General features: G+C 71.2%; 8 protein-coding genes. 4 read left to right on the top strand and 4 right to left on the bottom strand.

What is annotated here, in order from left to right:
* The first annotated feature begins 483 nt into the window (after window positions 1–483).
* The 3 genes from EU555_RS26880 (at window position 484) to EU555_RS26870 (ending at window position 5,278) form a co-directional block, all read left to right on the top strand.
* The gene (locus EU555_RS26880) at window positions 484–1,854 is read left to right on the top strand and encodes a carbohydrate-binding domain-containing protein (protein WP_245524518.1); all 1,371 of its coding nucleotides are present in this window, start codon (window positions 484–486) and stop codon (window positions 1,852–1,854) included.
* Between the two features lie 374 nt (window positions 1,855–2,228).
* Window positions 2,229–3,974 carry a type I secretion system permease/ATPase gene (locus EU555_RS26875; RefSeq protein WP_135418481.1) on the top strand — a complete coding sequence of 582 codons (1,746 nt, stop codon included), beginning with the start codon at window positions 2,229–2,231 and terminating at the stop codon, window positions 3,972–3,974.
* Complete coding sequence (locus tag EU555_RS26870) at window positions 3,971–5,278, top strand: HlyD family type I secretion periplasmic adaptor subunit (RefSeq protein ID WP_135418459.1); 1,308 nt, start codon at window positions 3,971–3,973, stop codon at window positions 5,276–5,278. The genes EU555_RS26875 and EU555_RS26870 overlap by 4 nt, the downstream gene beginning before the upstream one ends.
* A 505-nt stretch (window positions 5,279–5,783) precedes the next feature.
* Here the strand turns inward: EU555_RS26870 and EU555_RS26865 are convergent.
* On the bottom strand, window positions 5,784–7,436 hold the full coding sequence (locus EU555_RS26865) for a B12-binding domain-containing radical SAM protein (RefSeq protein WP_135418458.1): 1,653 nt from the start codon (window positions 7,434–7,436) through the stop codon (window positions 5,784–5,786).
* 234 nt (window positions 7,437–7,670) lie between these two features.
* On the opposite strand from EU555_RS26865, the gene EU555_RS26860 reads away from it, so the two are divergent.
* Window positions 7,671–7,964 carry a hypothetical protein gene (locus tag EU555_RS26860; protein WP_135418457.1) on the top strand — a complete coding sequence of 98 codons (294 nt, stop codon included), beginning with the start codon at window positions 7,671–7,673 and terminating at the stop codon, window positions 7,962–7,964.
* 288 nt (window positions 7,965–8,252) lie between these two features.
* Here the strand turns inward: EU555_RS26860 and EU555_RS26855 are convergent, their stop codons facing one another.
* The 3 genes from EU555_RS26855 to EU555_RS26845 form a co-directional block, all read right to left on the bottom strand.
* Window positions 8,253–10,019, bottom strand: a complete 1,767-nt coding sequence (locus EU555_RS26855) for an ABC transporter ATP-binding protein (protein WP_135418456.1) — start codon at window positions 10,017–10,019, stop codon at window positions 8,253–8,255.
* A gap of 221 nt (window positions 10,020–10,240) precedes the next feature.
* Window positions 10,241–11,581, bottom strand: coding sequence for an MFS transporter (locus EU555_RS26850; protein WP_425375157.1), 1,341 nt, complete (start codon window positions 11,579–11,581; stop codon window positions 10,241–10,243).
* Window positions 11,582–11,646: 65 nt separating this feature from the next.
* Entirely contained in the window at window positions 11,647–12,336 is a 690-nt protein-coding gene (locus EU555_RS26845) for a PRC-barrel domain-containing protein (RefSeq protein WP_425375156.1), read from the bottom strand.
* Window positions 12,337–12,421 lie beyond the last annotated feature (85 nt).

Raw genomic sequence — 12,421 nt, 5'->3', positions numbered from 1 at the left:
ACCCAGCTTCGCCGCGAACAGGACCCGGCCTCGTCACCGCCGCCTCCCGGGCGTCCCATAACGGGACGATCATTCATCTGAGGGAGGGGGGCAGGCTTGAGCTTAGCGATGGCTCCTCGAACCTGTCGACCCGTGCGCAATACGGCCACGTTGCTGCGATGCATCGTGCGGCCGAGAGTTGCCGTCGACCATCACTCGCTTCAGCGTCACGCATCCGGCGCCGGAAGCCCTGTCCATTTCCTTGGCTTTCCCTGGCAGAATCGGCGAATCACCCACCAGCGACACCTGTCCGGGAAAATATTTGCTAAAATATCCTTAAGACTACGTTTTGTTAACCCGGGTTGACACCCAAACATTGCTACTTATTGTCCGGCTCGCGCATCGGATCAGGACCCAACCAGGCCCTGATCTTCTGGTGATGACGCCCTCATGCCACCGCTTCCTGCGGGTTCGGCTGCCCTTCCACTGACTTGGATGTGATACATGGCTTATCAAACGGTCGCGCAACCCTTTGCGCCGGACAGCATCTGGAACACCCCGATCGGGACGAGCGCTCAGTTCCAGGCCGAGTCCGGGGCGCAGACCGCCTCGATCCAGCACCAGGCCGGCGTGAACACCTGGATCGGCCAGGATGCGATCCCGATCTACCAGGCCAAGGCGACCGATCCGCTGGCGACCTGGAGCTACGAGGCCCGCGGGACGAATGCCGACTGGACCTTCGGCAACACCCCGGTGAACAACGGCACGTTCCAGATGCGGACGCCGACCGACCTGCAGTTCAAGACCGGCGACGGCTGGGCGATCATCGTCTCGGAGGACGGCCAGCACTACGTCGAGACCTGGCTCGGCGCGAAGACCGGCACCAACGCCTACCACGCCACCTACCTCGCCGAGAACACCGTCACGGGTGACGGCATCGCCAACACGCCGGGTGCGCACGAGGGCATCCGCGCCGCCGGCATGTCGCTGATGGGCGGCCTGGTGCAGAAGTCGGACCTCGATTCGCTCTCGATCGACCACGCCGTCGCGATGGCGATCGCGACCACCCAGGCCGGCACCAGCAGCACGCCCTATGTCTGGCCGGCCACCACCGCCGACAGCTACACCGGCAACTATGCCGGCAGCATCCCGCTCGGCTCGCTGTTCGCGATCCCGAAGGACGTCGACCTGACCAAGATCGGCATCACGACGCCGGAGGGCATGGCCCTGGCCAAGGCCTACCAGAACTACGGCGGCTACGTCACCGACACCGCCGGCCCGAACACGCTGCAGCTCGCCTATGTCGAGCAGGGCGCGAACCAGAGCCAGGTCGACAACCTGTTCAAGGACATGAACGCCATCCGCTCGCATCTCGAGCTGGTGACCAACAACACCGCCGCGACCCCGGCCGGCGGCGGCGACCACCCGGTGACGGCCCCCACCCCGACGGCGCCGGCGACCCCGACGCCGACCACCCCGGCGCCGGCGCCCGCGCCCATCGGCACGGCCCAGCCGAGCGTCACCCTCGGCAGCGGCTCCGACCAGCTGCTCCTGAAGGTCAGCCAGGACGCGTATCACGGCAACGCCCAGTACACCGTCTCGGTCGACGGCAAGCAGATCGGCGGCGTCCAGACCGCGCAATCCCTGCACAGCTCCGGTCAGTCCGACCTGATCTCGGTGCGCGGCGACTGGGGCCAGGGCAACCACGACGTGGCGATCAAGTTCGTCAACGACGATTGGGGCGGTTCGGCCGCGCGGGACCGCAACCTCTACCTCGACAGCGCCACCTATCACGGCGACGCCGTCCCGGGCGCCCACCTGACGCTGGAGAAGGACGGCGCCCAGCACTTCACCTTCCACGACTATCTCGTCTGAGGAACGTGATGCCCCGCCCGCCGGTCTCGAAACGGCCGGCGGGCGGGGTCCCGCGCGCCATCGATCTCCCACCGCCTCGTCGCGCCGCCGCACCGGGTCCAGCCGGCCGGGCTCGCCCTGCCGCGTGCCGCCACACGGAGCCCTTGATCCCCGTGACACTTCTCGATCTTCGCCTCCTGCAGCCCGGGCGCCTCCGCGACGTCGCGCGCGACCGGGCCGCCGCGGCCCTGCGGCGGGTCCACAAGCTGCGCGACCGGCGTGACGACCCCGCCGCGGCCGATCACACCGGGCGCGCCGCGCCGGGCTCCGGGCTCCGGCACGACGCGCTCACGGCCTTCGGCCTCGGACCGTCCCGGGCGGATTCCGCCCCGCCGATCGTCGCGGCGCTCGCGCAGCTGCGCCACGTCGTCCTCGGAGTCGCGGTGCTCAGCGGCGCCGTCAACCTCCTGGCGCTCGCCGGCTCGTTCTACATGCTCGAGGTCTACGACCGGGTCATCCCGAGCCGCAGCGTGCCGACCCTGGTGGGTCTCAGCCTGATCGTGCTGGTGCTCTATCTCGGCCAGGGCTTCTTCGACCTGATCCGGTCGCGCCTGCTGCTGCGGGCGGGGCGGGCCTTCGACGAGGCCTTGAGCCGGCGCGTCTTCCGCGCCGTCGTCACCCTGCCGCTGCGCGGCCGGGCGGAGGCCGACGAGCTTCGCCCGATTCGCGACCTCGACCAGATCCGCGGGGCCCTCTCCGGCGGGGGCCCTGGCGCGCTGTTCGACCTGCCCTGGGTCCCGGTCTACCTCGCGCTGCTCTTCGCCTTCCACGTCTGGATCGGGTTGACCGCGCTCCTCGGGGCGCTCGCCCTCGTCGGCCTGACGGCTTTGGCCGAGATCCTGACCCGCCACCACGCCCGCGACGCCCGCGAGGCGTCGGCCGCCCGCGGCTTCGTCGCCGAGGCGAGCCGGCGCAACGCCGAGACCGTGCGGGCGATGGGCATGGAGCCCGACCTCGCCGGCCTGTGGGCCCGGGTCAACGCCGCCTCGCACGCCACCCAGGAGCGCACCGCCGAGATCACGGGGGCGATCCACAACGCCGCGAAGGTGCTGCGGGTGGTGCTGCAATCGGCCGTCCTCGGCGTCGGCGCCTTCCTGGTGATCCGCCAGGAGGCCACCGCCGGAATCATCATCGCCGGCTCGATCCTGAGCGCCCGCGCGCTCGGGCCGATCGACCAGGCGATCGGCTACTGGAAGACGTTCTCCGCTGCCCGCGAATGCTGGCGCCACCTCGGCGCGGCCCTCGCCGCCGCCGGCGAGGAGCCCGACGGCGTGACCCTGCCGGCGCCCCGCGAGGCCTTGATCGTCGAGCAGGCGAGCGTCGGCCCGCCCGGCGGCCAGCGGCTCACCGCCCTCGACATCGGCCTGACGCTCAAGGGCGGGCAGGGGCTCGGCATCGTCGGCCACAGCGCCTCCGGCAAGTCGTCGCTCGCGCGCCTGATCGTCGGGATCTGGCCGCCGGCGCGCGGCGCGGTGCGCCTCGACGGCGCCCGCCTCGACCAGTGGCGGCCGCAGGATCTCGGCCGTCATGTCGGCTACCTGCCGCAGGAGGTCGAGCTGTTTCCCGGCACGGTGGCGGCCAACATCGCGCGCTTCCGGCCCGGCGCCGAGGCGCAAGGCATCATCGCGGCCGCCCGGGCCGCCCGGGTCCACGACCTGATCCTGTCGCTGCCCGACGGCTACCAGACCCAGATCGGCGAGCGCGGCGCGCTGCTCTCGGCCGGCCAGCGCCAGCGCCTGGCCCTCGCCCGGGCCCTCTACGGCGATCCGTTCCTGGTGGTGCTCGACGAGCCGAACGCCAACCTCGACCAGGAGGGCGAGGCGGCGCTCACCGAGGCGATCGCCGGGGTGCGGGCGCGCGGCGGCATCGTGGTGGTGATCGCCCACCGGCCGAGCGCGCTGGCGGCGGTCGATCAGGTGATGGTGATGGCCAACGGCCGGGTCCAGGCGCTCGGGCCGCGCGACGAGGTCCTGCCGACCCTCGGCCGGCCCCGTGCGATGCCCGCCGCCCCCACGGCAGGCTTCGCCGCCGGGTTCGCCCCCGTCACACTCAGGGCCGCCCAGGGAGGAAGCCCGCGATGAACCCGATCAGCCCCGCGACGCAGGCCTCGATCCGCCGGCATCTCCTCGCCGGCGCCGTCGGCGGCGCGCTCCTGTTCGTCGGTGCCGGCGGCTGGGCCGCCTTCGCCGAGTTCTCCGGCGCCGTCGTCACCGCCGGCTCGCTGGTGGTCGAATCCGACGTCAAGAAGGTGCAGCACCCGACCGGCGGCGTCGTCGGTGCGCTGCGCGTCAAGAACGGCGATCGGGTCGCGGCCGGCGACGTGCTGCTGCGCCTCGACGAGACGGTGCTGCAGGCCAACCTCGCCATCGTCACCCGCTCGATCGACGAATCGACCGCCCGCCGCGCCCGCCTCGAGGCCGAGCGCGACGGCGCCCCCGACCTCGCCTTCCCGGGCGAGCTGACGGCCCGGGCCGCCGATCCGGTGGTGGCCGGCCTGATGAGCGGGGAGCGCCGGCTCTTCCAGACCCGCGCCAGCGCCCGGGAGGGCCAGAAGTCGCAGCTCGCCGAGCGCGTCGGCCAGCTCGACGAGCAGATCCGCGGCCTAGACGAGCAGATCGCCGCCAAGGTGCGGGAGATCGCCCTCATCGAGCAGGAGCTCGGCGGGGTGCGCGACCTGTGGAACAAGAAGCTGGTGCCGATCCAGCGGGTGAGTGCGCTCGAGCGCGACCTCGCGCGGCTCGAGGGCGAGAAGGGGACCTTGATCTCCACCATCGCGCAGGTGCGCGGCCGGATCACCGAGACGCGGCTGCAGATCCTGCAGATCGACCAGGACCTGCGCACCGAGACCGGCAAGGAGCTGGCCGAGATCCGCAGCAAGACGTCGGAATATGCCGAGCGGCGCATCACCGCCGAGGACCAGCTCAAGCGCGTCGAGATCCGCGCGCCGCAGGACGGCCTCGTCCACCAGCTCGCGGTCCATACCGTCGGCGGCGTGGTGGCGCCGGGCGCCGAGATCATGCAGATCGTGCCGACGGCCGACCACCTGACGGTCGAGGCCAAGCTCGCGCCGCAGGACATCGACCAGGTCCATGTCGGGCAGGCGGCGTCCTTGCGCTTCTCGGCCTTCAACCAGCGCACGACGCCGGTCATCGCCGGGGCGGTATCGCGGATCTCGCCCGACCTGACCACCGACCCGCGCACTGGCCAGGGCCACTACACGACCCGCATCGCCGTGCCGGAGGACGAGCTGAAGCGCCTCGGCGCCGTCAGGCTCACGCCCGGCATGCCGGTCGAGGCCTTCATCCAGACGGAGGGCCGCACGGTGCTGAGCTTCTTCACCAAGCCGCTCGCCGACCAGGTCGCGAGAGCCTTCCGGGAGAAGTAGGAGACGGGGCGGGGCCCGCTGCCGCGATCGGCGGGGCGGGCCTCCCGGTCGCTAGTGTCCGGCCACGAGGCTGCCGGAGGCGCCGACCACGGCCGCCAGCAACCCGCAGGTCAGGACACCGATCATCGCGTAGGTGATGGTCTTCAGCATCGACGATCCTCGATTGGCCGGGCTGGATGATGCCTGCCGCGGTCACGCTCCGGTGCCCTTGCGACAGGCGGCACCCGCGTACAACGGCGAACCCAGCGGAAGGTTCATCGCATCGCACAAATCGCGCCGGCCCAATTGAAACGCGGGCATGCGACCGATGATCCCGGCCCGAGGCGCCGCTATACGGCTCCGCTCGCTCGCGGTGCCGCGGTGAAATTGCCGCTCGTCGGCGACGCGCCGCGGGTCGTGATCCGCGATGATCTTCCGGACATGGCCGGAAGACCATCACAGCAGGAGCGGCGCGCGAAGCCCGACGTTCCGGCCCCTTGCCGTCCCGGAGGCGCGAGGAGCGGCGTCAGGCCACGGCAGCGACGGGGTGCGGGGCACGGTCATCCTGGGCTGCCGGCAGGATCTCGGGCTCGCTCCAGTGCCCGGCATCGAGATCGGCGATGCGCGCGTCGATGGTCCGCACGACGTATTGCCCGAACGGATAGAGGTGGACGAAGTGCGCGACGTTGCGCAGGACCGCCTCGAAGGATTTCGGGCGGTGGCGCAGGCAGTCGGCGAGCGTGCGCCAGAAATGGCCGGCGAGTTCCGGGTGCCGGACGTGCAGGCACCAGAGGAGGCGCAGGAACGCGGCGGTGTCCCGGCGCAGGGTCTGCCAGTGGATGCGGCGCGGCCGCAGCGTCGGCCGGTCGAGCAGCCGCCCGAGCCGGCGCACCCGGGCGAAGTACGCCGCCGGGCTGTAGGTCGCCGCCACCACGTCGCGGTAATCCTGCATGATCTCCCGGCGCGGGCGCAGCGTGGTGAAGTTGAGCCCGGCGGTGCACATGTCGCCCGATTCGGTCATCGACTGGCGGAAACGGCCGAACAGGCGTCCCTCCTTCTCGAGGCGGCGCGACAGCTGGGTGTTGGGCAGGGCCGTGAGCAGCCCGACCGTCGCGGTCGGGATGCTGGTGTCGCGGATGCACGCCGTCATCGCGTCGGCGACGCTCCGCTCCTCGGTGTCGAAGCCGACGATGAAGCCGGCCGCCACGTACATCCCGGCCTTGTAGATGCGGTGGACGCTCTCGGCGATGCTGCGGCGGGTGTTCTGCTTCTTCTGGGTCTGGATCAGCGTCGCCTCGTCCGGCGTCTCGATGCCGACGAACAGCGCGAAGAAGTTGCAGCGGCGCATCAGCCGCAGCAGCTCGGGATCGTCGGCGAGGTTCAGCGACGCCTCGGTCGAGAACTTGAACGGGAAGCCGTGCCGCTCCTGCCAGGCCTGGAGGTGGGGCAGGAAGGCCTTCACCGCCTTCTTGTTGCCGATCAGGTTGTCGTCGACGAAGTCGACATGGCCGCGATAGCCGAGCTCCAGCAGGCGGTCGAGCTCGGCCAGCATCTGCGGCGCCGTCTTGGTGCGCGGCGCCCGGCCGTACAGCTCGATGATGTCGCAGAACTCGCAGGTGAACGGGCAGCCGCGCGAGAACTGGACGTTCACCCACAGGTAGTTCTTGAAATCCAGGAGGTCGAAGCGCGGGATCGGCGTCTTGGTGACATCCGCCTTGAACTTCGGCGCCGTGAAGCGGCCGCGTCGCTCACCGGCCTCCCAGGCGGCCACGAACTCGTGGATGATGCCCTCGGCCTCGCCGATCACGATGAAGTCGGCCTCCGCGAAGGCCTCGGGCGTCGAGGTCGGCGCCGGGCCGCCGAGGCAGATCGGCACGCCGAGGCGCCGGCATCGTTCCATCAGGGCGACGATGTCGGGCTCCTGCGGAAGCATGCCGCCGCTCATCACGAGGTCGGCCCCGGCGATGTCGGCGTCGGTCAGGTCCTGCGCGTTGCGGTCGATCAGCCGCAGGCGCCAGGTCTGCGGCAGCATCGCGGCCAGCGTGATCAGGCCGAGCGGCGGGGCGAGGCAGCGCGCGCCCTGCAGCGCGCAGGCCGCTTCGAAGCCCCAGAAGGAGTTGGCGTTGAAGCGCGGCGAGACCAGCAGGACGCGGGGCGCAGGCAGCGGCAAGTTCGGCATGGAGGTCTCCCACTCCCGAATTTGACCTACACTAGACGTCGACTGCGGGCGAAACTGTGATCGATTTGGCACGGAGCGTGTCGATGTTTGCCTTGATGGCAATGGTCAAGTTATCCGTGTCCGGAATCAGACTAACATTTGTTAATACATCGCCGGACAGCGGAGGGCTCGCCGCAGGCGCAGCCGTTTCTGGGCGACCTGAGCGGCGTGTCTCTCGCGACCGGAGCCGTTGCGGTGATCGCGCGCGGCATGACTTGGGGGGAATTGCGGCAGCGCACGAGGGCGCACCGCATCGCGCGCGACGCCGATCCGGCTGCGACAGGCACGCCGATTGGTCACACGAGCGGCATCGGCGAACTTCGGGTGATGCGCGAAGGTCGGGGTTCAGCCGATCGGTCCTGGAAAGCCCGCCGCGCGGGGATGCCCGGGGACGCACGCCATCTCTCAGGGCCGATGACGGTCACCCTCACCGGCGGCCTGAGCCCTGGCGAGGAGGCGCCGGGCAAGCTCCGTCGTCAGGTCGGATGATGACAGCCAACGACGGCCGTGAGCCCGCTATCGGGCTTCGACGTGACTCCGTCACGGGTCAGCCGAGTTTGCGCGACCGCCGGTCGCGCCGTCCGCAGAACGATCGAGCGCAGGATTTCTCCTCTTCCCCGGACAGCCCTGCGCCCGCGGGGAGAGGAGAGAACCCGCGATGTCCAGGTACGCGGGGCCCCGCACAACAGCGCGCAGGAGCAGTTGCGGTTTTCACGGCACAGGGGGCTCACCGCGACGCGAGCCCCTACCTCCCCGAGCGACGAGGCCGCGAGCCCGTCAGGCCGCCTCGCGCGACAGCTTGATGGTCTCGCGCTGGATCAGGTCGCGGTAGAAGCCGTCGAGGTGGACGAGGCGGTCGGGGGCGCCGTCCTGGATCACCTGGCCGCCGTCGAGCACCACGATCCGGTCGAAATCCTTCAGCGTCGAGAGCCGGTGCGCGATCGCGATCACCGTGCGGCCCTTCATCAGGTTGCCGAGCGCCTCGCGGATCGCCTCCTCCGACTCGGTGTCGAGGGCCGAGGTGGCCTCGTCGAGGAGCAGGATCGGCGAGTCCTTCAGGATGGCGCGGGCCACCGCGATGCGCTGGCGCTGGCCGCCCGAGAGCTTCACGCCGCGGTCGCCCACGATGGTGTCGAAGCCGCCCGGCAGGTCGCTGATGAAGTCGGTGCAGCGGGCGGCCTCGGCCGCGGCCCAGACCTCCTCGTCGGTGGCCTCGGGCCGGCCGTAGCGGATGTTCTCGCGCAGGGAGCGGTGGAACAGCGAGATGTCCTGCGGCACCACCGTGATCGCCTCGCGCAAGGATTCCTGCGTGACCCGGCCGATATCCTGGCCGTCGATCAGGATGCGGCCCCCCTGCGGGTCGTAGAAGCGCTGCAGCAGGGTGAACAGGGTCGACTTGCCGCCGCCGGAGCGGCCGACGAGGCCGACGCGCTGGCCGGGCTGGATGTCGAGGTCGAAGGCCGAGAACACCTCGCGCCCGTCGGGATAGTTGAAGGCGACGCCCTCGAAGGTGATGCGGGCGCCCTCGCCGACGAGGGGCTTCGCTTCCGGGTGGTCGCGCAGGTCGTGCGGCTGGAGGAGCGTGCGCAGGGCCTCCGACAGGCGGGCGGTGTGCTGGGTGACGTCGACGAGGGCCACCGCGAGGTCGCGGGTGGCGGCCAGGATGGTGATGCCGAGGGTGCAGACCAGCACCACCTGCCCGGCGGTCGCCGCGCCCGCCTCCCACATCTTGATTGCCCAGAACAGCAGGCCCAGCACCGCCACCACGGTGATCAAGGCATGCATGATGCGCAGGCGCTCGAGGTAGAGGAGCGAGCGGCGGCGCGCCTTCATCTCGGTGCCGATGGTCTGGTCGAAGCGGGCGAATTCGCGCTTGTAGGCCGAGAAGGCCCGCACGAGCGGCATGTTGCTCACGAGATCGACCATCTCGCCGTCGACGGAGGCGGCCTTCTCGGCGAAGTCGTGGTGCAGCGGCTTGCCGGCGGCGGCGATGCGGAACATCAGCACCACCACGCCGCCGCAGATCACCAGCAGGCCGAGCGCCATCGGCACGCTGACGCTGCCGACATACAGGATCGCCCCGAACGCCGCCGCGCAGGGCGGCATCACGTTCCACACGAACATGTTCTCGGCGGTGAAGATCGCGTTCGAGGTCGCGGTGATGCGGCTCGCGAGCGTCCCGGGCTGCCGGTCGGCGAAGTAGGACGGCGAGTGGCCGGTCAGGTGCCGGAAGAGGTCGCGCCGGATGTCGCCGGTGACGTTCACGAAGGTGAAGCTGGCGATCAGGCTCGCCACCCGCCACAGCATGTTGTCGGCGGCGATGAAGCAGATCAGGACGGTGAGGGCCGGCCAGATCAGGGTGTTGCCCTCGGGGCCCTTGCCGAGGGCGTCGACCACGCCCTTCAGGCCGTACTGGGTGCTGACCGAGCAGGCCACGGCGCCCAGGACCGCGACCAGGATGGCCGCGTGGGGCACGATGCGGCGGCGCAGGTAGCGGGCCACGAAGGCCCAGGGCCGGTTGGCGTACGCGCAGAGGTCATCCATCGTGGCGATCGATCCCGGTTCTTCGCACGCGTGCGGCCAGCGGTCGGGGGAGAGACGGGATGCAAGAACCCCGCCGCGATCTCCCCGCATCTCGTCCGCAAACCCCACCCGATTCTCGCAACGCGCAAGCGTCACCTTATGTTGCAGGCGAACGATGCTGCCCGCCGTGTAATCCGCCGATCCTGAACGGGAGTTGAGCGGCGCTGCAGCGCACCCATCCCTCAACCGGTGGTTTTCGCCGCCGGCCGCCGGGTCTCCGGCATGATCAGCACCACCAGCACGAAGGCCGCGAAGGCCACCGCGGCGAGGCCCAGGAAGGCGGCGTGGGAGCCGAAATGGTCGGCCATGTAGCCCGACAGCGTGGTGCTCGCCGCCGCCCCCAGGCCCATGGCGGTGCCGACCGCCCCGAGCGCCATGTTGAAGCGGCCGGTGCCGCGGGTGCAGTCGGCCACGATCAGCGGCACCATCACGCCGAGCACCGCGGCCGAGATGCCGTCGAAGATCTGCACCGCCACCAGCAGCTCGGGCGCGTCGGTATAGGCGAACAGGAGGCCGCGGATCGGCAGGGCGGCGAAGCCGATGACGAGGAGCGGCCGGCGCCCGTAGGCCTGGGCGGCACGGCCGACCGCCGGGGCGATCAGTGCCATCACCAGTTGCGGAGCCATGATGCAGGCGGCGATCAGGATGGTGGCGGTCTGGCTCGTGCGCACCGTGAGCACGCTGCCGACGAGCGGCAGCATCGCCGCGTTGGCGACGAAGAACAGGGTGATGCAGGCGGAAAAGCACAGGAGCGCCCGGTTGGTGACGAGGAGCTTCAGGCTCGCCCAGCCGCCCGGCGCCTCGCCGCCCTCGGGCGCTTGCGGGCGCACCACGTCGATCTCGCTCGCGCGCACGAACCACAGGGCGGCGAGCGTCGGCAGCGCCAGGGCGGCCGTGACGTAGAACACCGCCTCGCTCGAGAGATAGTAGCCGCAGGCGCCCATGCCGGCGGCGGCGAGCGCGTTGCCGATCGAGGAGAAGCGGGCGTTGCGCCCGAGCCGCTCGCCGAGGGCGGCGTGGCCGACGAGGCCGAGGCTGATCGCGGCGATCGCCGGCGTCAGCGTGCAGCTCGCGATCGAGTGGGCCGCCATCGAGAGCGCGACGATCAGGAAGGTCGGGAACAGGGCGAGGCCGGCGGCGGAGGCGCCGATCACCGCCACCGACAGGGCGGCCACGAAGCGCTTCGAGCGCACCCAGTCGACGAAGGCACCGCCCGGGACCTGCCCGAACAGGCTGAACAGGCCGCCGATGGTCAGCACCAGGCCGATATCGGACTGGGTCCAGCTCTGGGAGGTAAAGTAGACCGCCACGAACGGGCCGAACCCGGTCTGCAGGTTGGCGACGAAGAACGTGAAGGCGTCGAGGCCGCGGGTGCTGGTGAGCGACGGCGCCGGCTTCTCCCGCCGCCGGCCCGCAGGGAGGCCGCCCCGGTCGCGGGCCGGGTCATGGCGCGGCGAATCCGGCCTTGGCGGATCCTGCCTTGGCGCGTCCTGCCTCGGGTCCTGACGGAGGTCCGGTCGCATCTCGGAACGAGGGACCTCCCGGTCACGGTGGGCGAGGGGGCGGCGGTGAACCTGGCGCGGTCGCGTCATTTGTCCGGGGGGTTGCGCGCCGTGGCCTGGTCGGCGTCCGGCGCTGCCGACCCGGGCGCCGCCGGCGCCGGGGCGGGAGCGGGCACGGCCGATGCCGGCGGAGCGGCGGCCGTGGCGGGCGCCGGGACCGGGCCGGCGGGCCCGAGCACCACGATCGGGTCGCCGGGCTTGTATTCGGGCGAGACCCGCACCTGGTTGCGGTTGAGCTGCAGCACCGCGCGGCCGGGCTTGTTGTCGGCCGAGAAGTGCAGGGCGCGCCAGTCGACCGCGATCTTGCGCGAACCGACGCCCAGGAAACCGCCGAAATCGATGATCGCCGCCCGGGGCCGGCCGTCCTTGTCGACGATGATGTCGATGATCCGGCCCATATCCTCGCCGGCGGCGCTGCGCACCGGCTTGCCCAGCACCCCGTCGTAGTCCTGCGTGTCCAGCACCGTGGCGGGGGTGCCGGGCGGAACCGTCGGGGCCTGCGCGGCGGGCGCGGCAGCGGGATTCGCCGGGGCCGCGTTCGCGGGCGCCTGCGGCGCCGGAGCCTGCGGCACCGGAGCCTGGGCGGTCGGAGTCGCGGCCGGGGCCGTCTGGGCCGGCATCGCCGCCGGGGGCTTCTGCGCGTCCGCGGGCGCCGAGCCCTGCTGCGCCCCGGCGACCGTCACGGCCGAGAGCGCCGCGAAGGCCGCGAAGATCATCCGCTGGAGTCCGGGCAGGATGTGTCCTGGCAAGACGGTGCCTGGCAAGAGGGCCTCTCGTACGGTCACGCGACGCGTCCTGCCG

It is taken from the genome of Methylobacterium nonmethylotrophicum (genome assembly GCF_004745635.1).
In the GTDB taxonomy this organism is placed as follows: Bacteria; Pseudomonadota; Alphaproteobacteria; order Rhizobiales; family Beijerinckiaceae; genus Methylobacterium; species Methylobacterium nonmethylotrophicum.
Note: the sequence above shows the minus strand (reverse complement) of the source record. Positions and strands in the feature narration are given on the sequence as shown.

Coding starts and splice junctions, on each gene's coding strand:
- EU555_RS26880 (WP_245524518.1), top strand. CDS start 484: ATGGCTTATCAAACGGTCGCGCAACCCTTTGCGCCGGACAGCATCTGG.
- EU555_RS26870 (WP_135418459.1), top strand. CDS start 3,971: ATGAACCCGATCAGCCCCGCGACGCAGGCCTCGATCCGCCGGCATCTC.
- EU555_RS26865 (WP_135418458.1), bottom strand. CDS start 7,436: ATGCCGAACTTGCCGCTGCCTGCGCCCCGCGTCCTGCTGGTCTCGCCG.
- EU555_RS26855 (WP_135418456.1), bottom strand. CDS start 10,019: ATGGATGACCTCTGCGCGTACGCCAACCGGCCCTGGGCCTTCGTGGCC.
- EU555_RS26850 (WP_425375157.1), bottom strand. CDS start 11,581: ATGCGACCGGACCTCCGTCAGGACCCGAGGCAGGACGCGCCAAGGCAG.
- EU555_RS26845 (WP_425375156.1), bottom strand. CDS start 12,336: ATGATCTTCGCGGCCTTCGCGGCGCTCTCGGCCGTGACGGTCGCCGGG.